Origin of the sequence: Kitasatospora sp. NPDC051170, assembly GCF_044455705.1 — a bacterium.
Lineage (GTDB): Bacteria > Actinomycetota > Actinomycetes > Streptomycetales > Streptomycetaceae > Kitasatospora.
The window spans coordinates 82,132-102,356 of sequence record NZ_JBITFA010000023.1; the positions used below are offsets into that span (position 1 = coordinate 82,132).

Here is a 20,225-nt window from a genome sequence, read left to right on the forward strand (position 1 = left end):
CGGACAATTCACGGCATGAGTCAGCCGAGTCAGCCGCTTCTCCTCATCGACGTGGACGGACCCCTCAACCCCTACGCCGCGCCGAACGAGCGCCGTCCCGAGGGGTACGAGACCCATCGGCTGCTCCCCGAGGGCTGGGTCACGCGCAACGCGCCGACGCCGCGCGACCGGGTGAAGCCCCTGAGGGTGTGGCTGAACCCCGCGCACGGGCCGGAGTTGCTCGCCCTGCCGTACGAACTGGCCTGGGCGACCACCTGGATGGAGGACGCCAACGAGCACATAGGTCCGCGCATCGGGCTGCCCGAACTCCCGTACATCGTCTTCACCAACCTCTTCGGTGACGACCCGGACGGGCTGCACTGGAAGACCCGGGAGCTGGTCGCCTGGGCGGACGGGCGCCCGTTCGTCTGGCTCGACGACGAACTCGGCCCGCTCGACATCGAGTGGATCGAGGCCAACCACCCCGGCCCGGCGCTGGCCCTGTGGATCGACCCCCGTACGGGCCTGGGCGACCTGCACTTCGAGGCGCTGCGCGAGTGGGCGGAGGGGGAGTGACGGCTCTCGGCGCAGCGCCCGGCACAGCTCTCGGCACAGCTCCCGGCACGGTTCTCGGTACCGTCGAGCGGCTCCGGCGCCACCCGGTGAAGTCGCTGCTGGGGGAGGACGTACGGGAGTCGGCGGTCGACGGGCGGGGCCTGGCCGGCGACCGCGCGCGGGCCCTGCTCGACGTCACCACCGGCCGGATCGCCAGCGCCAAGCACCCCCGGCTGTGGGCGGGCCTGCTCCGCTACACGGCCGTCACGGTCGACGGCGGCGTCAGCATCACCGGCCCCGACGGGCGCGCCGTCGACGAGACGGACCTGTCCGAGGCGCTCGGCCGCAAGGTCGCCCTGATCGCCGAACGCGCGCCCGGCGCCTCCGTCGAACGGTCCGTCCCCGAGGAGGTGCTGGCCCACGGCATCGACGCCGAAGTCGACCACACCGTCACCGAGTTGGGCCGCGCCGCCCCCGACGGCGGCTTCTTCGACTTCGCCCCCCTCCACCTGATCACCACCTCCACCCTCCACGCCACCGGCGCCGAGGCCGAGCGCTACCGCCCCAACCTGGTGATCCACACCGCCGGCGAAGGCTACGTCGAGAACGCCTGGGTCGGCCGGGAGCTGGCCGTCGGCCCGGCGCTGAGACTGCGCATCGTCGCCCCCAGCCCCCGCTGCGCCGTCCCCACCCTTCCCCACGGCCCGCTCCCCCACCACCCCGACGCCCTCCGCACCCCCGCCACCCACAACCGCCTCGTCCCCCTCCCCGGCATGCCCGCCCTCCCCTGCGCGGGCGTCTACGCCACCGTCCTCACCCCCGGTCACATCACCCTGGGCGACGAGGTCACGCTGCTCGACTGAGCACGGTGGCGAGGGTGTCGAGGAAGTGGTCGGTGGTGGGTTCGTCGCGGACGGCGATGCGGAGCCAGTCGGCGCCGAGGCCGGGGAAGGTGTCGCCGCGGCGGACGGCGAAGCCGTGGGTGCGGAGGCGTTCGCGGACGGTGGAGGCGCCGGGGAGGTGGATCAGGACGAAGGAGGCGGCGGGTTCGCCGTGGACCCGGACGGTGGGGAAGGCGGAGAGGCCCTTCAGCAGGTAGTCGCGGCGGAGGGTGAGTTCGGCCGCCGCCTCCTCGGCCTCGGCGAGGGCCTGCGGGGTGCTGCACGCCTCGGCGGCGGCGAGGGCGGGGGTGGAGACGGGCCACAGGGGCTGGGCGGAGCCGAGTTCGGCGATCAGGGGTGCGGGGGCGAGGACGTAGCCGATCCGCAGGCCGGCCAGGCCCCAGGTCTTGGTGAGGCTGCGCAGGACGACGACCCGGCCGGGCAGGTCGCGTGCGGAGGCGAGGGACTCGCGTTCGCCGGGGACGGTGTCCATGAACGCCTCGTCGACCACCAGGGTGCGGCCGGGGCGGGCGAGGGCGGCGACGGTGGCGGCGGGGTGGAGGACGGAGGTGGGGTTGGTCGGGTTGCCGAGCACCACCAGGTCGGCCTCGTCGGGGACGGCGCCGAGCCGGAAGCCGTCCGCGGGGGAGAGCAGCACTCGGTGGACCTCGTGCCCGGCGTCGCGCAGGGCCGCCTCCGGCTCGGTGAACTGCGGGTGCACGACGGCGATGTGACGTGGCGTCAGTACGCGCGCGAGCAGCACGAAGGCTTCCGCCGCCCCCGAGGTGAGCAGCACCTCCTCCACGGGCCTGCCGTGCCGGGCGGCCACCGCGGCGCGGGCGTCCCGCTGGTCGGGGTAGGCGGCGAGGTCGCCGAGGGTGGCGGCGAGCCGTTCGCGCAGCCACTGCGGCGGGGTGCCGGTGCGCACGTTGACGGCGAGGTCGACCAGGCCGAGCCCGTCGGCGCGGACCTCGGCGTCGCCGTGGTGGCGCAGATCGGGTTCGGGGGCGGTCATGTGGTGCTCCTGGGTCAGACGGAAGGCAGGCCCGGTACGTGGTGGAGATCGTACGGCCCGGGCGGTACGGCCAGCCCGGAGCCGTCGCCGAGGGCGACCAGCGCGACGGCGTGCCCGTGGGTGGCGAGGGTGGCGGCGGCCCCGGCGGGGTCGAGGACGGTTCCGGCGTGGTCGGTGGCCACGCCCGGCCAGTCCAGGACCTCCCCGCGCGTGTTCCGTACGCTTCCGGGCTCCGGCAGGGCGATGCGCCTGGTGCCCGGCCACAGCAGGGAGGCCACCGCCTCGACGGCCTCCGGCCGCCCCACCACGGCGGAGGCGCGCCGCAGTTCGGCCAGCGCGCGCGGCACCAGCAGGTCGTGCTCGCCCGGCCCGAGGCCGATCGTCGCCAGCCGTCCGCGCACCGCCGCCCGGGCGATGGCGATGGTCGACTTCGCCGACTTCCGCTTGGGGACGAGGAGTTCGCCGCCGCCGGAGCTCGCCAGCGCCGCCGCCTCGGCCACGCTCGGGGTGCCCACGGCCGTACCGACCACCTCGGAGGGGTTGGGCACGCCGACTCCCGCCAGCAGCTCGGCCGGGTGCTCCTCCACCGGGACGTTGAGGCAGCGCGCGGCCCAACCGACCGCCGGGTGCCCGCCCTTGCCCTCGACGGTGGCGATGCGGGCGATCGCGTTGCGGAGGTAGCCGGTCTCCTTGAGCACGGCCATCAGCAGCTGCATCGCCTCGGCCGCGTCGGCCCCGTCGCTCGCGCCGATGCCGACGACCAGGGTGCGGGGGACGACCAGCAGGTCGCTGCCGTCCGGGTCCTCCTGGTCGGTGACGCGCAGCACGGGGGCGTCGGCGGGAGCGTCCGGGGAGATGTGCGGCGGCAGAGGGGGCAGCGGGTACGCCACGTCCGAGACCAGCCGTACGGGCTCGCCGGCGGCCGCCGCGCGCACGGTGGCGTCCGAGCCGGCCCGGTGGAGGCGGACGGCGTGCGAGGCGAGGACGTCCAGCGGGTCCGCGGGGCGCGGCTTCCGTTCGTCGAGCACGGGCGTGGCGCCGACCACGGCCTGGACCTCCAGGGCCAGCGCGGCGGCGCGCTCCCCGCCGGCGAGCGGTACCACCCAGCGGGCCTGCGGGTCCACGCAGAGCAGGTCGACGTCGCGTGGAAGGCCGGCGTGGCTCACCAGCGTCGAGACGGTGTACGGGACGGGCCCGACGACGATCGCCTGCTTGTACCGGCTCACCACGAAGTCGACCGCGTCCGGAGCCTGGAAGCAGTTGCCGACCGAGGCGTGCCGGACCTCGCTGCCCTCCGGCCAAGCCATGTGCAGCTCCTCGGCGACCGCGCGACCGGTCCTGCCGAGGGAGACTATCCCGATCATCCGTACCCACCCCGTTCCGCTCCAGGCCCGTGCGATCCCACCACGCGCGTACGGAAGGGGTCAATCGAGATCCCTGTGACCCACGCGCCGACGAGCGGGAGCTGTTCGCCTGTTCTTCACCCGTCTTGTGCGGTACACGCCACCGCGCCCCTCCTACTCTTCTGGGCGCCCAGCACGGCCCCGTCCCGGCAGCCACCCGTCCCGGCAGCCCCCCGACACCGGAGGACCTCATGGCGTTCGCACGACTCCGCACCCCCGGAACCCCCCGCAGGCTCCGCCCGCTCACCGCCCTGGCCGCGGGCCTCGGCCTGGTCGCCGGCTCCCTCGGCCTGTGGGCCACGGGCGGCAGCGCCGCCGCCGACACCGCCGCGGCGCTCCCGGCCCCGGACCACATCGTGGTCGTCGTGATGGAGAACCACGCGTACAAGCAGGTCATCGGCAGCTCCAGCGCCCCGTACATCAACGGCACGCTGGTGGCCGGCGGTGGCACCCTGAGCCAGTCCTACGCGCTCACCCACCCGAGCCAGCCGAACTACTACATGCTGTTCTCCGGCAGCTCCCAGGGCGTCGTCGACGACAGCTGCGTGGACGTCGGCGCGCTCCAGGGCCCGAACCTGGCCTCCGAGCTGGCCGACTCCGGCCAGAGCTGGGCCAGCTACAACGAGGGCCTGCCCGGCGTCGGCGCCACCGACTGCCGCTCGGGCGACTACGCGCAGAAGCACAACCCGTGGTTCGGCTTCGGCAACGTCCCCACCTCCACCGCGTACGGGACGGACGCCTTCCCGACGGACTACAGCACCCTGCCGAAGGTCTCCTTCGTCGTCCCGGACCTGTGCAACGACATGCACGACTGTTCCGTCGGCACCGGCGACTCCTGGGTGCAGGCCAACCTCGACGGCTACGCGCAGTGGGCCAAGACCCACAACAGCCTCCTCGTCCTGACCTTCGACGAGGACAACCGCCTGGCCGGCAACCGCATCCCGACCCTCGTCTTCGGCGCCCACGTCGCCCCCGGCAGCAGCACCTCCACCCACTACAACCACTACGACCTGCTGCACACCCTGGAGGACCTGGCCGGCGTCAACGCCCACGCCGGCAACTCCGCCACCGCCACCGACATCACCGGCATCTGGAACTGACGCCCGTGTACGTCGCGGACTCCCGCAGCGCCAAGGCCCCCGTCGCGCCCGACCCGTCCAACGGGCCGGGGCGGCGGGGCGCCGCCCTTCGCGCCGTGCCGGGTGCGGTGATCGCCCTCGGCGCCGTCAGCCTGGTGACCGACGTCTCCTCCGAGATGGTCACCGCCGTGCTCCCCCTCTACCTCCTCACGGGCCTCGGCCTGTCCCCGCTCGGCTTCGGCCTGCTGGACGGCCTCCAGAACGGGTTCAGCGCCCTCGTCCGCCTCGCCGGCGGCCACCTCGCGGACCGCCGCGGCCGGGACGGGGCCTCCCGCCACAAGGCCGTCGCCGCGGTCGGGTACGGGCTGTCCGCGCTCTGCAAGCCCCTGCTGCTGCTCGCCCACACCGTGCCGCTGATCGGCGCCGTCATCGCCGTCGACCGCACCGGCAAGGGCCTGCGCACCGCGCCCCGGGACGCGATGATCTCCCTCGCCACCGAACCCGCCCACCGCGGACGGGCGTTCGGCGTGCACCGCGCCATGGACACCGTCGGCGCGCTGCTCGGCCCGCTCAGCGCCTTCCTCGTCCTGCGCCTCGCCGGCGGTCCGCTGCTCGCCGACGGCGGCGAACAGCACGGCTACGACGCGGTGTTCACCGTCAGCGCGTGCGTCGCGGCGCTCGGCGTGCTGATCCTGCTGCTGTTCGTGCCCAACCGCCAGGCAGGTGACGATCCGTCAACTCCCGCGCCCTCGCTGCGCGACAGTCTCACCCTGCTGCGCCTTCCGGGCCTGCGGCGGCTCACCGTCTGCGCCGTGCTGCTCGGGCTCACCACCGTCAGCGACTCCTTCCTCTACCTGCTGATCCAGCGTCGCCTCGGCCTCTCCGTCACCCTGTTCCCGCTGCTGCCGCTCGGCACGGCCGCCGCCTTCCTGCTGCTCGCCGTCCCCTTCGGCCTGCTCGCCGACCGGATCGGGCGCCGCCTGCTCTTCCTCGCCGGGCACGGGCTGCTGCTGCTCGCGTACGGGCTGCTGCTCTCGCCGCTGCAGGGGCTGCCGGTGGTGCTGTGCGTGCTGATCCTGCACGGCTCCTTCTACGCGGCCACCGACGGCGTGCTCGCCGCCGCGGCCGCCGACGCCGTGCCCGCCGAACAGCGCGGCGCCGGGCTCGCCCTCGTCGGCACCGGGCAGGCGCTCGCCCGGTTCGCCTGCTCGCTGCTGTTCGGCGCGCTGTGGGGCGCGGCCGGCGGCACGGGCGCGCTCGCCTGGTCGGCGGGTGCGCTGGCGCTGTGCGTGGCCGCCGCGGCCCTGGTGCTGCGACCGACCGCCGACGAGGAGACCGAATGAACCTCAAGACCCGCACCAGGGTGCTCGTCCTGCTGGTCGCCGTGCTGCTGCTCGGCGGCGTCGGCACCGGCGCCGTCCTGTACGCCGCCGACCGCAGCGCCGAACGCGACCAGGCCCAGCCCGGCGGGCCCGCCGTCCACCCCGGCGAGGTGAGCCTCGGCAAGGGCGGGCAGCTGCTCTTCCGCAACATGGCCTGGGGCCCGCACCGCGACGAGATCACCACCGTCCCCGCCGGCACGCCCGACGGCCCGCGCACCGCCTCCGGCGTCCAGTGCCTGCGCTTCCACGCCGCCTCCGGCACCGGCATCTGCCTCCAGGCCGTCCACGGCGCCCTCGAGGACACCTACCGCACCGTCATCCTCGACGACCACCTGCACGAGCTGCGCACCTTCCCCGCCGCCGGCATCCCGACCCGCTCCCGGGTCTCCCCGTCCGGGCACCTCGCCGCCTGGACGGTCTTCGTCAGCGGAGACTCGTACGCGGGCACCAACTTCTCCACCCGCACGTCGATCGTCGACGTCCGGGACTGGAACCTGCGCGAGAACCTCGAGGACTTCACCGTCGTCAAGGACGGCGCCCCCTACCAGGCGCACGACATCAACATCTGGGGCGTCACCTTCGCCGACGACACCACCTTCTACGCCACCGTCGCCAGCGCCGGGCAGACCCACCTCGTCCGCGGCGACCTGAACGCCCGCACCCTCACCACCCTCCACGACAACGTCGAGTGCCCCTCCCTCTCCCCGGACGGCACCCGCATCGCGTACAAGAAGCGCATCCCCGGGGCCTCCGCCGACTCGCCCTGGCGGCTGTACGTCCTCGACCTCGAGACGGGAGTCGAGACCGCCACGGCCGAACAGCGCAACATCGACGACCAGGCCCTGTGGACCTCCTCCGGCACCCTGCTGTACGCCCTGCCCGGCGACTACGGCGCCGACCTGTGGACCGTCCCCGCGGACGGCACCGGAAGCGCGCGGCGCGTCACCACGGCGGCCGTCGCCCCGGCGCTCCTGGGGTGAGGCCGGGATGAGGAACTCTGCCTCGCTCCCCTACGTCGAGCAGGTGTGACGTCCTGATCGAACGGGGGAGCGAGCAGCCATGGACGGCATCCCGGAAGCCCTACCGCCCGAGCGCACGGTGACCGACTCCTGGCCGGCCCTCCACGGACGGCCCGTCCTGCGGCGCACCGTCGCGGTCGGGCTCGTCCTGTTCGTCACCGTCGCCGCCGCCCTGGTCGTGCGCGGCGTCAACGCCCTCACTCTCGCCGGCCCCGGCCCCCAGGCCGACCGCGAACGCGCCGAACGCCTCGCCGGCCTCCACCCCTCCCAGCACCCCGGCGCCGGCCACTACTACGTCCCCCTCGGCGCCGTCTACACCCGCACCCCCGACGGCGCCCCCATCGCCTACCTCCACTACCGCGTCCCCGGCATCGGCGAGTTCCTCCACACCTACGACCTCCCCGCCCCCGGCCCCACCTCCCCCCTCCCACCCGACCTCACCGCCGCCCTCGGCACCGACTCCCCCACCGCCGCCCCCGAACTCCCCGCCGCCCCCGAACTCCCCGCCCCCTCCGCCCCCTCCGCCCCCACCCCTTCCACCACCCCCACCGCCCGCCACATCTACGTATCCCCCATCCCCGGCGACCCCCCGGACGCCGCCGACATCTACATCCGCGCCACCGGCTGACCCCGCCCGCGCCCTCGCGTGCAAACGCCCGCACCCCGCCGGGGGCGGGGTGCGGGTGGGCGGTGGGGGTCAGCGGGCTGCGAGTGGGGTGGGGGTGGGGGTCGGGGTTGCCGGGGTGGGGGGTGTGGTGGGGGTCGGGGTGGGCCGGCGGGTGGGGGACTGGCCGAGGAGGAGGGCGCCGAGGGCGAGGGTGAGGCCCAGGAGCTGCCAGGGGGTGAGGGTCTGGTGGAGGACGACGAGGCCGCCGAGGGTGGCGATGACGGGGTTGATCAGGCCGAGGAAGGAGGCCGGGCCCGCGCCGAGGCGCTCGATGCCGCGGAACCAGAGGACGTAGCCGATCGCGGTGCTGAAGAGGCTGAGGTAGGCGAAGCCGGAGAGGTTGGCGGCGCTCAGCGCGGGCGGGGCGCCCTCGACGAAGGCGGCGAGCGGGACGAGGACGACGGAGCCGGCGAGGAGCTGCCAGGCGGTCAGGTCCAGGAGGGTGGCGCCTTCGGGGCGGCCCCAGCGGCGGATCAGGACGGTGCCCATGGCCATCAGCGCGATCGCGCCGACCATCGCGGCGATGCCGAGGGCGTCGAGGCGGGCGTGGCCGTTGAGGACGAGCAGGGCGACCCCGCCGACGCCGACGAGTCCGGCGAACACGGCCCGTCGTCCGGGCCGTACGCCGAGGACGCCGATGGAGAACCCGGCGACGAGCAGTGGCTGGATCGCCCCGATGGTGGCGGCGACGCCGCCGGGCAGGCGGTAGGCGGCGACGAAGGTGAGCGGGAAGAAGATCCCGATGTTGAGCATCCCGAGGATCGCGGCGCGCCCCCACCAGCGGCCCTTGGGGAGCTTGCGTCCGAGGAGCAGCAGGAGCAGCCCGGCGGGGAGGGCGCGCAGCGCGGCGAGCAGGAGCGGGCGGCCCTCGGGGAGCAGCTGGGTGGTGACGAGGTAGGTGGTGCCCCACATCGCCGGGGCGAGGGCGGCGGTGGCGGCGATGCCGAAGCGCTTGCGGTCCATGAGGTCCCCCTGAACGTTGATTATCTGAACGTTGAGATATTTCTACGCCCGGAGGTCGGCGAACGTCAAGTATGTGAATGTTAAGATATCTGCCATCGGCAGCCACGGAAGGCGGAGGACCATGCAGCAGCGCGACACCATCGACGAGATCGTCGAGCAGTGGAACAGGGCCCGCCCCGAGCTCGACACCGACGCCATCGCCGTGATCGGCCGGCTGCGCCGCCTCAACGTCCGCGTCGACAACGCCCTGCGCGCGTACTTCACCACCTGCGGCCTGGACTCCTCCGAGTTCGACGTCCTCGCCACCCTGCGCCGCTCCGGCGAACCGTACGAGCTCAATGCCCGCGCCCTGCTCAAGGCCGCGATGGTCACCTCCGGCGCCATCACCAACCGCGTCGACCGCCTCTCCGCGAAGGGCCTCGTCGAGCGCAACCCCTGCCCGAACGACCGTCGGGCCGTTCTCGTCCGGCTCACCCCGGCGGGCAAGGACCTCATCGACGGCGCGATGCAGGGCCACGTCGACAACGAGGAGCGCATCCTCTCCGCCCTCGACGCCGAGGAGCGCGCCCAACTCAAGGCCCTGCTCAAGAAGTTGCTCATCGCCCACGGCGACACCGAGCCGCTGCACGACTGAGCGGCCGCCTCCGCCGTCCACGGACGACCCGGATCGAAAGCATCGGCTTCGTGGGCGTCTGGCGACGCGCGTCTTCGGGGATGCAGAGCTGCCGCAGTGGGAGCACGAGGTGTCGCCACGGCATCCGAAGGACACGGACGCCTGACTCGGGTTGTCTGCGGTCCGCCGGGGGTGGTGGTCAGAGGTGGGCGAGGACGGTGCGGGCGCAGTTCTGGGGGGTGGTATGGGAGGTGTCGACGGTGAGGTCGTAGGTGACGCCCTCGTGGACCGCGTGGGCCTGGGCGGCGGCCATGCCGGTGACGCGATCGCCTCGGGCGGCTTCGCGGGTGGCGGCGGTGGAAGGGTCGCAGTGGACGCCGACCCAGAGGACGGAGAGGCCCGCCAGAGCGTCGCGCCAGCGGGTCTGGGAGGCGGTGGTGCCGAGGAAGACCTCGTCGACGAGGATCCGGGCGCCGGCGCGGGCCATGGCGGCGACGCCGAGGGTCCAGGCGGCGTCGAGCGCGGCGAAGGCGGGGCCGACCGAGACGCTGCCGTCCCCGTCGTCCACCCCGGCGATGCCCTCGGCGCCGCCGACCAGCCGGGGTGGCAGGGCGGCGACGAGGGTGTCCGCGCCGAGGTGGAGCCAGGGGTCGGGGAGCAACTCCTGCAAGCACCGCGCGATGCTCGACTTGCCAGAGCTGGATCCCCCGTTGAGGATGATCACGTCCATGCGGGGCAGCCTAGGGCGTGTCAGACACGCCCAAGGACGCTTACGGAAGGGCGGCCGAGAATTTCGCCGCCGCCGCCGCGAAGGAGGAGGCCAGGGACGGCGCCCCCGCCCAGTGCAGGTGCAGGTAGGAGGCGTGGACGTTGCCGCCCGCGAAGCCTTCCCGGCGCGGGCCGGTGGGCAAGTGCCAGCCCCAGGCGGGGTGTTCGCCCTCGCCGGGTTCGCAGACGGTGCGGTGGAACTCGTGCCCGCGCAGCCGGGTGCCGGCCGGGGCGAGCGGGGAGTCGTGGAGGGCGACGGCCTCGCGGTAGCCGAGGGTGAGGCGTTCGGTCATGCGGGAGGCGGTGCCCAGGACTCCGCACATCGGCAGGCCGTCCAACTCCTGCCCCAGGTAGAGGAGCCCGGCGCATTCGGCGGCGATCGGGCCGCCGAGGCGGGCGAACTCGGCGATGGAGCCCCGGAGCGGGGCGTTCCCGCTCAACTCCCGTACGTACAGCTCCGGGAAGCCGCCGCCGATGACCAGGCCGGCGGTGTCCGGCGGCAGGGAGGTGGCGTGCAGCGGGTCGAAGGGGACGACCTCCGCGCCCGCCGCGCCGAGCAGTTCGGCGTTCTCGGCGTACGAGAAGGAGAACGCGGCCCCGCCCGCCACGGCGACGCGCGGACGCCCGCCCACGACGGAGACCTCCGCCGAGGCGTCCCAAGGTGAGGCGTCCAACGCGGGTGCCGTGCGCGCGAGTTCGAGCAGCGCATCCAGATCGACGGAGGAGGCGACCATCTGCCCCATGTCCGCGACCGCCTTGAGCGCCTCCGCCGAGCGCTCCACCGCCGGGATCAGCCCGAGGTGCCGCGAGGGCGTGGCGACGGCCGTCGAGCGGCGCAGCGCGCCGAGGACGGGCACTCCGGAGCCCTCCTCCAGCGCCTCCCGCAGCAGGTGCTCGTGCCGGTCGGAGGCGACCCGGTTGAGGATCACCCCGGCGAGGCGCACCTCCGGGTCCCAGGAGGCGAAGCCGTGCACCAGCGCCGCCACCGACCGGGACTGCGAGGAGCCGTCCACGACCAGCACCACCGGCGCCCGCAGCAGCTTGGCGACGTGCGCGGTGGACGCCAGCTCCCCGCGCCCGGAGGCCCCGTCGAAGAGGCCCATCACGCCCTCGACGATCGCGACGTCCGCCCCCGCCGCGCCGTGCAGGAAGAGCGGGGCGATCCGCTCGGGCCCGCACAGGAAGGCGTCCAGGTTGCGCCCGGGCCGCCCGGCGGCGAGCGCGTGGTAGCCGGGGTCGATGTAGTCGGGGCCGACCTTGTGCGGCGACACCGCCAGCCCGCGCGCGGCGAGCGCCGCGATCAGGCCGGTGGCGACGGTGGTCTTGCCCGCGCCCGAGGAGGGTGCGGCGATGACGAGGCGGGGGATGTCGCTCAAGACGGGGTCACCACTCGATACCGCGCTGGCCCTTGCGGCCCGCGTCCATGGGGTGCTTGACCTTGGTCATCTCGGTGACCAGGTCGGCGAGTTCGGTCAGCGCCTCGGGCGCGTACCGGCCGGTGATGACGACGTGCTGGCTGCCCGGACGGTCCTTGAGGACCGCCGCGACCTCCTCCGGGTCGATCCACCCCCAGTGCATGGGGTAGGTGAACTCGTCGAGCACGTAGAAGCGGTAGGTCTCGGCGGCGAGGTCGCGCTTGACCTGCTCCCAGCCCTCCTTGGCCGCCTCCTCGCTGGTCATCTCCTGCTCGGCGGAGCGCTGGATCCAGGACCAGCCGGAGCCCATCTTGTGCCAGTCGACGCTGCCGCCCTCGCCGGAGGCGCCGAGCACGCGCAGCGCGTTCTCCTCGCCCACCTTCCACTTGGCGGACTTCACGAACTGGAACACCCCGACGGACCAGCCCTGGTTCCAGGCCCGCAGCGCCATGCCGAACGCGGCGGTGGACTTGCCCTTGCCCGGTCCGGTGTGCACGGCGGTGATCGGCTGCGTACGGCGCTGACGGGTCGTCAGGCCGTCGTCGGGGACGCTCTCGGGGACACCCTTGGGCATGTCGGCTCAGGCCGCCTTTCGCACGGTGGAAACGGAACGGTTCTCGCGGACGAGCGAGGCCACGCCCTCGGCGCGCAGCTCGTCCAGGCTGACGGCGGTGCCGCCGAGCACCCCGGCCAGGGTGCGGGCGAGGCCCAGGCGCACCGGCCCGGACTCGCAGTCCAGCACCACGCTGGCCGTGCCCTGCGCCGCGAACAGCGAGGCGGCGCGCCGGGACTGGGCCAGCGCGTCGCGCCCGCCGGTGGCCCGGCCGTCGGTGACGAGGACGAGCAGCGGGCGCCGGTTCGGGTCGCGCAGCCGCTCGACCCGCAGCACGTCGTGGGCGCGCAGCAGCCCGGCGGCCAGCGGGGTGCGCCCGCCGGTGGGCAGGGACTCCAGCCGGGCCGCGCCGACCTCCACGGAGGAGGTGGGCGGCAGGGCCAGCTCGGCGCCGGCGCCCCGGAAGGTGATCATGCCGATCTTGTCGCGCCGCTGGTAGGCGTCCATCAGGAGGGACAGCACCGCACCCTTGACGGCGCTCATGCGCTGGCGCGCGGCCATCGAGCCGGAGGCGTCCACGACGAACAGCACCAGGTTGGACTCCCGCCCCTGGCGCACCTGTTCGCGGAAGTCGTCCTTGTGCAGGACGAGCGCCCGCCCGTCGCGCCCGCGCGCCACCTGGTGCGGCGCGGCGGCCTGGAGGGTGGCGGTCAGGTGCAGCCGGCTGAGCGTGCCCTGGGGGCGGCGGGCGCGGATGGTGTGCCCGCCGGTGGTCTCGGCGGGGGAGCGGCGGCCCTGGGCGCCGTGGCCGGTGCCCTTCACGGTGAACAGCCGCGTACGGTACGGGTCGTTGGCCGCCACGGGCGCCGACTCCCGCGCGGGGGCGGGGTGTTGGGCGGGCATCGCGGGGACGTCGACCTCCGGGGAGGAGTCGGACGCCTCCGGTCCGCCGCCTTCGACGGGCTCCGGGGCGCCGCCGCCCCCGTCCGGCCCGCCCCCGTCCGGCCCGCCGCCCTCCGGCCCGCCGCCGTCGGGGCCTTCCCCGGGCCCGTCGCCCTCGGGCTCCGGGTCCGGTTCGTCGTCCCCGTCCGCGGCGTGCTCCTCCAGCGTCCGGTCCAGCTGCTCCTCGTCCAACCCCGGCGCGTCGAACGGGTTGCGCCGCCGCCGGTGCGGCAGCGCCAGCTGCGCGGCCTTGCGGACGTCCTCCTCCAGCACCTCCGTACGCCCCGCCCAGGCGGCCAGCGCGACGGCGGTGCGCGCCATCACGATGTCCGCGCGCAGCCCGTCCACCTCGAACGCGGCGCACACGGCGGTGATCTGACGCAGCGCCACATCCGTCAGCTCGACGGACGGCAGCAACTCCCGCGCGGTGGTGATGTGTTCGGCGAGCTCCCGCTCCTGCGCCGCGAACCGCGCCGCGAAACCGGCCGGGTCCGCGTCGTACGCGAGCCGCCGCCGCACGACCTCGGCGCGCTCCGAGGGCTCCCGGGTGGCGGCGATCTCGACGGTGAGCCCGAACCGGTCGAGCAGCTGCGGCCGCAGCTCGCCCTCCTCCGGGTTCATCGTGCCGACGAGCAGGAACCGCGCCGCGTGCCGCACCGACACGCCCTCGCGCTCGACGTACGAGCGGCCCATCGCGGCCGCGTCCAGCAGCAGGTCGACGACGTGGTCCTGGAGCAGGTTGACCTCGTCGATGTAGAGCACGCCCCGGTGCGCCTTGGCGAGCAGCCCGGGCTCGTACGCCTTGACGCCCTCGGCCAGCGCCCGCTCGAGGTCCAGCGAGCCGACGATCCGGTCCTCGGCCACGCCGACCGGCAACTCGACGAGCTGGGACGGCCGTTCGCGAACATCGAAGGAGTCGTGCGGCCCGTCCGGGCACTGCGGGTCGACGGACCCCGGCTCGCAGGCGAAGCGGCAGTCGTCCACGACGGTGATGGACGGCAGCAGCCCGGCCAGCGCCCGCACCATGGTGGACTTGGCGGTGCCCTTCTCGCCCCGCACCAGCACGCCGCCCACGGCCGGGGAGACCGCGTTCAGCAGCAGGCCGAGCCGCAGGTCGGCCATGCCGACGATCGCGGTGAACGGATAGCGGACGTCACTCATGCGTCACTCCCAGTCGTTGCCGTTGTCGTTCCCATGGCCACGGGCGAAGGCGCCCCCGGCGGCAGGAACGGCAGCGATCCGGCCGCCGGCACCCCGCCCTCGATCAGCTTCCACAGCGCGTCGGTGTCCGCGTGCTCCTCGATCAGGTCGCCGAGGCGGTCGAGCCGCGATTCCCGGGCCGCCGCGAAACAGGTGTCCGGCGCGGGGATGAACGCACGCCCCGCCAACTCGGCGACCTCCCGAAGGAGTTCACGGCGGAACCCGTCGTTCTCCAGCGCCCCGTGCCAGGTGGTGCCCCACACCGAGCCGACCCGGCAGCCGTCCAAGAACGGCGAACCACCATCGACCGACACCACCCCGTGGTGGATCTCGTACCCCTCCACCCGCTGCCCGTACGCGGAGCCCACCGGCCGCGCGAGCACCTTCTCCACGCCGAACCGCACCCGCGTCGGCAGCAGCCCGAGCCCGTCCACGGCGCCCGCCCCGGACTCCACCTCGTCCACGATCGAGCCCGCCAGCATCTGGTAGCCGCCGCAGACGCCGAGGACCGGCAGCCCGGCCGCCGCCCGCGCCTTGAGCGCCGGCTCCAGCCCCCGCTCCCGCAGCCAGGCGAGGTCCGCCACGGTGGCCCGGGTGCCGGGCAGCACGACCAGGTCCGCGTCGGCCAGCTCCTCCGGCCGCGTGGCCCAGCGCACCAGCACGCCCGGCTCCTGGGCGAGCGCGTCCAGGTCGGTGAAGTTGGACAGCCGGGGGAAGCGCACCACGGCCACCCGCAGCACGTCGGCACCCAGCGGCCCGCGCCCGTCGGAGGCGCTCCGGTCCACCACCGTCGACAGGTCCAGCGAGTCCTCGGCGTCCAGCCACAGCCCGGGCAGCATCGGCAGCGTGCCGAGCACCGGACGGCCGGTCAGCTCGCGCAGCATCTCCAGCCCGGGCGCCAGCAGCCGGGCGTCGCCCCGGAACTTGTTGACGAACCAGCCGGCCACGTGCCGCTGGTCCTCGGCCGACAGCAGCGCCAGCGTCCCGTACATCGCGGCGAACACCCCGCCGCGGTCGATGTCCCCGACGACCACGACGGGCAGGGCGGCGGCCGTGGCCAGGCCCATGTTGGCGATGTCCCGGTCGCGCAGGTTGATCTCGGCGGGCGAGCCTGCGCCCTCGCAGACGACCACGTCGAAGCGCGCCCGCAGGTCCGCCAGGCACTCCAGGGAGCGCTCCAGCAGGACGGGCTTGCGCTCCCGGTAGTCCAGCGCGCCGACCTCGGCGACGGGCCTGCCGAGCAGCACCACCTGGCTGCGCCCGTCCGCGCCGGGCTTGAGCAGCACCGGGTTCATCGCCGCCTCCGGCTCGACGCGGGCGGCCTGCGCCTGCATCGCCTGGGCACGGCCGATCTCGGCGCCGTCCAGGGTGACGAAGGAGTTCAGCGACATGTTCTGGGCCTTGAACGGCGCGACCCGCACGCCCTGACGGACCAGCCAGCGGCAGATCCCGGCCGTGACCACGCTCTTGCCGGCGTCCGAGGTCGTCCCCGCGACCAGCAGCGCGTTGCTCATCTACCTACCCCTCCACAGCCGCAGGGCCAGGTGCCCCGCGACGGACGTACCCAGCGCCAGCGCGCCCACCCGCCGCGACAGCGTGCAGGCCCGTTCGATGTCGTCGACCGTCACCGGCCGCAGCTCCTCGCCCAGGACGGGCCGGTGCTCCACCCGGGTGCCGTACTGCAGCGTCCCGCCCAGGCGCACGCCCACGGCGCCCGCGAAGGCCGACTCCGCCTGGCCCGCGTTGGGGCTCGGGTGCGAGGAGCCGTCGCGCCGCCAGACGCGCCAGGCCGTACGGGGCTCGGGCGCGGCGGCCACCGTCAGCAGCGCGGTGAGCCGGGCGCCCGGCCAGCCCGCCACGTCGTCGAGGCGGGCGGAGGCCCAGCCGAAGCGGGCGTAGCGGGGGGAGCGGTGGCCGACCATGGCGTCCAGGGTGTTGACAGCGCGGAAGGCCAGCAGTCCGGGCGTCCCGGCGATGGCGCCCCAGGTCAGCGCGTTGACGACGGCGTCGGCGGTGTTCTCGGCCACGGACTCGACCACCGCGCGGGCGATCTGCTGCCCGTCGAGCGCGCTCGGGTCCCGCCCGCACAGGTGCGGCAGCCGCTCCCGGGCGGCGGCGAGGTCCCCGGCGGCGAGCGAGCGGCCGATGGTGCGCGCCTCCCGGGTCAGCGAGGTGCCGCCGAGCACCGTCCAGGTGGCGGCGGCGGCCAGCGCGGCCCGGCCCAGCGGCCGGCGGCCCACCGTACGGTCCAGGGCCAGCGCGCCCGCCGCGACGGTGCCCACGCACAGTGCCGTGTACGCGGCGCCCGCCGCCCGGTCGTCGCGCCACAGCCGCCGCTCGAGGCGGCCCGCGGCGCTGCCGAACAGCGCGACGGGGTGGCCCCGGCGGGGGTCGGCGAAGCGGGAGTCGGCGGCGTAGCCCGCGACGGCGCCCAGCGCGAACGCGGCGGCGCGGGTCAGCGGGCGCATACGACCGGAGAGGGCCTGAAGGTTCGGGCAGCCTGCATCGCGTGGGTGTCCTCACTCAGGGTCCGCGCCCTGGCTCGACGTAACGGCGGCGAGAGTCTCCTGGCTTCCGGGTCGGACGCGCGCCCGGGCCTTCCAGCGGCTTCTGACGGCCCGCCGTGGCGAAATTCCGGGCGTGCTCCCCGGTGACAGTGGCGGGACCGCGCCGGATTCGCACCGGCTTCCTCTCCATGCCTCCGATTGGCCCCGAAATCCCACCACGCCCTCCGACGGGGAGTCAACCGAGGTCACGGAGGGTTTGGTCACACGATCGGCCCGGCCCGGTGGCCGCCCCCACCGGCGGCCGGGTGAACTGGTGCTCGACTCACATCGGGAGCAGCAGAGCGGGGAGTGGATATGCGTTGGGGAACCGCGGCCGTCGTGGCGGCCGCCGCCGTGGGTGCCGGGGCCGCCGCCGTGCTGGTGATCGGCCGCCGGGCCTCGGAGCGGATGGTCCGCCCGGAGACGGTCGTCCTGGAGTCCGGCCCGGTCCACGTCAAGAGCCTCGGCGCCGGCCGGGCCACCTTCACCCGGCGCCCCGAGACCCTGATGCCCGGCCGCTGGGCCGTGGAGTGGGCGGACGGCGGGCACGCCGTGGTCGGGGAGGTCCTCCACGGCGACGAGGAGGGCGTCACCCGCCGCCTGGTCCGCGCCGACCGCGGCACCCTCGCCCCCGGCACCGAGGTCCGCTTCACCCCGCGCGTACTGCTCGGCGACCCGACCGAGGCCCTGGGCCTGCCCTTCACCGAGACCGCCGCCGAGGGAGAACTCGGCGCCCTGCCCGCCTGGTACCTCGGCGGCAAGCGCGGCACCTGGGTGATCCTCGTCCACGGCCCCGGCGCCGACCGCGGCCAGGCGCTGCCCGTGCTCCCCGTCCTCGACCACCTGGGCCTGCCCGCCCTCGCGATCACCTACCGGGGCGACGAGGGCGCCCCCGCCTCCCCGGACGGGCTCAGCCACTTCGGCGAGACCGAGTGGCGCGACGTCGAGGCCGCGATCCGCCTGGCCCTCGACAACGGCGCCGGCAAGGTGATCCTCTACGGCTGGTCGGTCGGCGCGACCATGGTCCTTCAGGCCGCCGCCCGCTCCGCCTGGCCCCACGCCATCCGGGGCCTGGTCCTGGACTCCCCGGTGCTCGACCTCCCCGGCTCCGCCCGCCGCGACGCCCGCCGGGCCGGCCTCTCGAGCACCGCGGCCGAACTCGGCGCGCTCGCCGCCGAAGGCCGTACGGGGGTCGACCTCGCCGACTTCGCCCGCATCGCCGAGGGCACCGACCTGCGGGTGCCCACCCTGCTGCTCCAGAGCCCGGACGACACCGTCGCCCCCCTCGGCCCCGCCGAGCACCTCGCCACCGTCCGCCGGGACGTGGTGAGCCTCAAGCTCTTCCCCGGCGCCGACCACGCGGCCCTGTGGAACTCCGCCCCCGAGCACTACACCGAGCTCCTCCGCCGCTGGTTCACCCCCCTCCTGTAGAGCGCCTTCGGTCACTCGAAGTGACCGTCCGTACGGCCACCGCGACAACCCGGCATGTCCCCGCCACACGTTTCCGGCCAGGCGGTTTGCCTCTGTTGCCCGATCTTGCGGAGGTGCTGTAAGCGCGTGGTCGGTCGTACGGACAACCGGATGTGACAGAAGGCCCGTGCAAGGGGAAGACTGCTCGACGTGACGTCTCGGAACCCGCGCGACCGTGATGCCCCGCTCCAACCGACGATCGGTACCGGTGCGACGGTGACCCGTCTCCCCGGTACGGCCCAGCGGCCCACCGACGGCAGGCCGGGCCGGGCCGCCGTACCCCGTCGGCGAGGGCCCGCCCCGGCCCCCGGGCGAGGCCGGGTTCCGGTGCCCGAGGGCTTCCCCGCACCGGCCGAGCTGGCGCCCCTGGCCCGCCGGATGCTCGTGGACGCCGTCCGCGTCGCCCGCTGGGCCGGCGAGCTGGACGAGGTCGACAAGCGCGGCGAGCTGCTCCCCGACGACGCCCGCGCCGCGGGCCGCGCCCTGGCCATGACGGTCGGCGCGGCGGCCAAGGCGTGGGGTCAGGCGCTGCTGGTCGGCCTGGTGGAGGCCCGGGACGCCGGCGCCGGCCCCGGCTGGCGCCTGCACGCCTGGGAGCACGACGACGAGGCCGTGGTGCGCGGCTGGTCCGCGATGTTCGACGCCTGGACGCTGCTGGCCCCCGTGCCGCCCGCCGCCCTGCGCGGCGTCTTCGCCGTCCTGGCCGGCCAGGCCGTGGACCAGGCCCCGCAGCTGCTGTCCTTCCTGCACCTGGTCGCCGGGCCCGTCCCGGACAGCGAGCTGCTGGAACTGCTGCGCCGCGGCCTGGACGAGCGCCGCGTGGGCGGAGCCGCCGGACCGGGCCTCTCGCCCGTGCCGCACGCCGCCTCCGCCGTCTCGGCCGTGCGCGGCACCTGCCGCGAGCCGCAGATCGACACCCCGGCCGCGCCCTCGGACGTGGCCGCCGTCCTGGACTGGATGCTGGACGGCCTGGCGGCCGTCGGCGCCGTGGTGCGCCGGGACGAGGCCGCCGAGCTGTCCCCGCTGGGCCACTGGGCCGTGCGCGCCAAGCTGGAGGAGATCTGCACGGTCGCCCAGACAGCGGCCGGGCACATCGAGCAGAGCGCCTTCGAGCTGCTGAACGCCTGCGCCGACTACTCGCCGGGCCCGGCCCGCGCCGAGTTCCGCGCCTGGGTGGCCGCCCGCCCCGCCGACCGCGCGGTGGCCGAGCTGCTGGACGCCGCCCAGGGCGACGACGCGCTGGTGCGGGGCCTGGCCTTCGAGGCCCTGCGGGTGGCCGGCGGCCCGGCCGAGCAGGCGGTGCGCGCGGCGGTGGACGAGCCGGTGCTGCGCCCGTACGCCCTGCTGTGGCTGGCGGAGCGCGCCGACGAGGGCGTCTCCCCGGCGGACGTGCTGGGCGCGGAGGACGCGGCCTGGCTCTGGGTGGACACGGCGGCGGCGGTGCTGGACCACGGCGAGACGGAGCTGCTGGTCGGCCACGTCGAGGGCGCCTCGGCGGGCGACCCCGTCCGGCTGTTCGCCCGCGCCCGCCAGTCCGGGCACCCGCGCGCGGCCTCGGTGCTGACGGCGGTCTCCGGGGTGCACCCGGACCCGGGCGTGGCCAGGGCGGCCCGCCGCTCGGCCTTCAGCGTCCACACCGGCGGGGCGTAACCGGATACGAGGAAGGGCCCGGAACCTGATCCTGGGTTCTAGGAGTCGTTGCAACACCCCAGCTCAAGGGGTGGGATGGACTTCGAGATCCGCAAGGACCGGACGGCTCAGGGGCGCAGGAAGCT

At 75.0% G+C, this 20,225-nt stretch carries 18 protein-coding genes and 1 riboswitch; of the genes, 9 read left to right on the forward strand and 9 right to left on the reverse strand.

Going from position 1 to position 20,225, the window contains the following annotated elements; all coding sequences use genetic code 11:
- Positions 1–15: 15 nt before the first annotated feature.
- Together ACIBCA_RS34335 and ACIBCA_RS34340 are read left to right on the forward strand one after the other, a co-directional pair.
- Entirely contained in the window at positions 16–555 is a 540-nt protein-coding gene (locus tag ACIBCA_RS34335; RefSeq protein WP_396287018.1) for a hypothetical protein, read from the forward strand.
- Positions 552–1,397, forward strand: coding sequence for an MOSC domain-containing protein (locus tag ACIBCA_RS34340; protein ID WP_396287019.1), 846 nt, complete (start codon positions 552–554; stop codon positions 1,395–1,397). The genes ACIBCA_RS34335 and ACIBCA_RS34340 overlap by 4 nt, the downstream gene beginning before the upstream one ends.
- Here ACIBCA_RS34340 and cobC read toward each other — a convergent pair.
- Positions 1,381–2,430: an Rv2231c family pyridoxal phosphate-dependent protein CobC gene (cobC, locus tag ACIBCA_RS34345; protein WP_396287020.1), complete on the reverse strand. Its 1,050-nt coding sequence runs from the start codon at positions 2,428–2,430 to the stop codon at positions 1,381–1,383. The genes ACIBCA_RS34340 and cobC overlap by 17 nt on opposite strands.
- 14 nt (positions 2,431–2,444) lie before the next feature.
- On the reverse strand, positions 2,445–3,794 hold the full coding sequence (locus ACIBCA_RS34350) for a cobalamin biosynthesis protein (RefSeq protein WP_396287021.1): 1,350 nt from the start codon (positions 3,792–3,794) through the stop codon (positions 2,445–2,447).
- Positions 3,795–4,024: 230 nt separating this feature from the next.
- Between ACIBCA_RS34350 and ACIBCA_RS34355 the strand changes: the two genes are divergently transcribed.
- From ACIBCA_RS34355 to ACIBCA_RS34370, 4 genes are all read left to right on the forward strand, one after another.
- Entirely contained in the window at positions 4,025–4,933 is a 909-nt protein-coding gene (locus tag ACIBCA_RS34355; RefSeq protein WP_396287022.1) for an alkaline phosphatase family protein, read from the forward strand.
- 5 nt (positions 4,934–4,938) lie between these two features.
- Positions 4,939–6,255 carry an MFS transporter gene (locus ACIBCA_RS34360; RefSeq protein WP_396287023.1) on the forward strand — a complete coding sequence of 439 codons (1,317 nt, stop codon included), beginning with the start codon at positions 4,939–4,941 and terminating at the stop codon, positions 6,253–6,255.
- Positions 6,252–7,274, forward strand: coding sequence for a TolB family protein (locus ACIBCA_RS34365; RefSeq protein WP_396287024.1), 1,023 nt, complete (start codon positions 6,252–6,254; stop codon positions 7,272–7,274). Before ACIBCA_RS34360 ends, ACIBCA_RS34365 begins: the two co-directional genes overlap by 4 nt.
- A gap of 79 nt (positions 7,275–7,353) precedes the next feature.
- Positions 7,354–7,941 (forward strand): hypothetical protein, encoded by a 588-nt coding sequence (locus ACIBCA_RS34370; protein ID WP_396287025.1) that lies wholly within the window; start codon positions 7,354–7,356, stop codon positions 7,939–7,941.
- A 69-nt stretch (positions 7,942–8,010) separates the two neighbouring features.
- Here the strand turns inward: ACIBCA_RS34370 and ACIBCA_RS34375 are convergent, their stop codons facing one another.
- Positions 8,011–8,943, reverse strand: coding sequence for an EamA family transporter (locus ACIBCA_RS34375; protein WP_396287026.1), 933 nt, complete (start codon positions 8,941–8,943; stop codon positions 8,011–8,013).
- Positions 8,944–9,064: 121 nt separating this feature from the next.
- Between ACIBCA_RS34375 and ACIBCA_RS34380 the strand changes: the two genes are divergently transcribed.
- Positions 9,065–9,577, forward strand: coding sequence for a MarR family winged helix-turn-helix transcriptional regulator (locus ACIBCA_RS34380; protein WP_396287027.1), 513 nt, complete (start codon positions 9,065–9,067; stop codon positions 9,575–9,577).
- A 178-nt stretch (positions 9,578–9,755) separates the two neighbouring features.
- On the opposite strand, the gene cpt is transcribed toward ACIBCA_RS34380, so the two are convergent.
- Genes cpt through ACIBCA_RS34410 form a run of 6 tightly spaced genes read right to left on the reverse strand, consistent with a single transcriptional unit; the run spans position 9,756 to position 16,902 of the window.
- Positions 9,756–10,286 (reverse strand): chloramphenicol phosphotransferase CPT, encoded by a 531-nt coding sequence (gene cpt, locus ACIBCA_RS34385; RefSeq protein WP_396287028.1) that lies wholly within the window; start codon positions 10,284–10,286, stop codon positions 9,756–9,758.
- Between the two features lie 40 nt (positions 10,287–10,326).
- Entirely contained in the window at positions 10,327–11,700 is a 1,374-nt protein-coding gene (locus tag ACIBCA_RS34390; RefSeq protein ID WP_396287029.1) for a cobyrinate a,c-diamide synthase, read from the reverse strand.
- A 7-nt stretch (positions 11,701–11,707) separates the two neighbouring features.
- Positions 11,708–12,313, reverse strand: a complete 606-nt coding sequence (gene cobO, locus ACIBCA_RS34395; protein ID WP_396287030.1) for a cob(I)yrinic acid a,c-diamide adenosyltransferase — start codon at positions 12,311–12,313, stop codon at positions 11,708–11,710.
- 6 nt (positions 12,314–12,319) lie between these two features.
- On the reverse strand, positions 12,320–14,395 hold the full coding sequence (locus tag ACIBCA_RS34400; protein ID WP_396287031.1) for a putative cobaltochelatase: 2,076 nt from the start codon (positions 14,393–14,395) through the stop codon (positions 12,320–12,322).
- A complete protein-coding gene (locus tag ACIBCA_RS34405; RefSeq protein WP_396287032.1) occupies positions 14,392–15,948 on the reverse strand; it encodes a cobyric acid synthase in 1,557 nt (518 codons plus the stop codon). Before ACIBCA_RS34405 ends, ACIBCA_RS34400 begins: the two co-directional genes overlap by 4 nt.
- On the reverse strand, positions 15,949–16,902 hold the full coding sequence (locus ACIBCA_RS34410) for a cobalamin biosynthesis protein (protein ID WP_396287033.1): 954 nt from the start codon (positions 16,900–16,902) through the stop codon (positions 15,949–15,951).
- Positions 16,903–16,994: 92 nt separating this feature from the next.
- Positions 16,995–17,127: riboswitch (cobalamin riboswitch) on the reverse strand.
- A 168-nt stretch (positions 17,128–17,295) separates the two neighbouring features.
- Between ACIBCA_RS34410 and ACIBCA_RS34415 the strand changes: the two genes are divergently transcribed.
- Both ACIBCA_RS34415 and ACIBCA_RS34420 read left to right on the forward strand, forming a co-directional pair.
- Positions 17,296–18,411, forward strand: a complete 1,116-nt coding sequence (locus ACIBCA_RS34415) for an alpha/beta hydrolase family protein (protein ID WP_396287034.1) — start codon at positions 17,296–17,298, stop codon at positions 18,409–18,411.
- Positions 18,412–18,777: 366 nt separating this feature from the next.
- Positions 18,778–20,100 (forward strand): hypothetical protein, encoded by a 1,323-nt coding sequence (locus ACIBCA_RS34420; RefSeq protein ID WP_396287035.1) that lies wholly within the window; start codon positions 18,778–18,780, stop codon positions 20,098–20,100.
- Positions 20,101–20,225: the final 125 nt, after the last annotated feature.

Excerpts from the sequence above, each read along its gene's own strand:
- ACIBCA_RS34335 (WP_396287018.1), top strand. The coding sequence starts at position 16 with ATGAGTCAGCCGAGTCAGCCGCTTCTCCTCATCGACGTGGACGGACCC.
- cobC (WP_396287020.1), bottom strand. The coding sequence starts at position 2,430 with ATGACCGCCCCCGAACCCGATCTGCGCCACCACGGCGACGCCGAGGTC.
- ACIBCA_RS34350 (WP_396287021.1), bottom strand. The coding sequence starts at position 3,794 with ATGATCGGGATAGTCTCCCTCGGCAGGACCGGTCGCGCGGTCGCCGAG.
- ACIBCA_RS34355 (WP_396287022.1), top strand. The coding sequence starts at position 4,025 with ATGGCGTTCGCACGACTCCGCACCCCCGGAACCCCCCGCAGGCTCCGC.
- ACIBCA_RS34365 (WP_396287024.1), top strand. The coding sequence starts at position 6,252 with ATGAACCTCAAGACCCGCACCAGGGTGCTCGTCCTGCTGGTCGCCGTG.
- ACIBCA_RS34370 (WP_396287025.1), top strand. The coding sequence starts at position 7,354 with ATGGACGGCATCCCGGAAGCCCTACCGCCCGAGCGCACGGTGACCGAC.
- ACIBCA_RS34375 (WP_396287026.1), bottom strand. The coding sequence starts at position 8,943 with ATGGACCGCAAGCGCTTCGGCATCGCCGCCACCGCCGCCCTCGCCCCG.
- ACIBCA_RS34380 (WP_396287027.1), top strand. The coding sequence starts at position 9,065 with ATGCAGCAGCGCGACACCATCGACGAGATCGTCGAGCAGTGGAACAGG.
- cpt (WP_396287028.1), bottom strand. The coding sequence starts at position 10,286 with ATGGACGTGATCATCCTCAACGGGGGATCCAGCTCTGGCAAGTCGAGC.
- cobO (WP_396287030.1), bottom strand. The coding sequence starts at position 12,313 with ATGCCCAAGGGTGTCCCCGAGAGCGTCCCCGACGACGGCCTGACGACC.
- ACIBCA_RS34400 (WP_396287031.1), bottom strand. The coding sequence starts at position 14,395 with ATGAGTGACGTCCGCTATCCGTTCACCGCGATCGTCGGCATGGCCGAC.
- ACIBCA_RS34405 (WP_396287032.1), bottom strand. The coding sequence starts at position 15,948 with ATGAGCAACGCGCTGCTGGTCGCGGGGACGACCTCGGACGCCGGCAAG.
- ACIBCA_RS34410 (WP_396287033.1), bottom strand. The coding sequence starts at position 16,902 with ATGCGCCCGCTGACCCGCGCCGCCGCGTTCGCGCTGGGCGCCGTCGCG.
- ACIBCA_RS34415 (WP_396287034.1), top strand. The coding sequence starts at position 17,296 with ATGCGTTGGGGAACCGCGGCCGTCGTGGCGGCCGCCGCCGTGGGTGCC.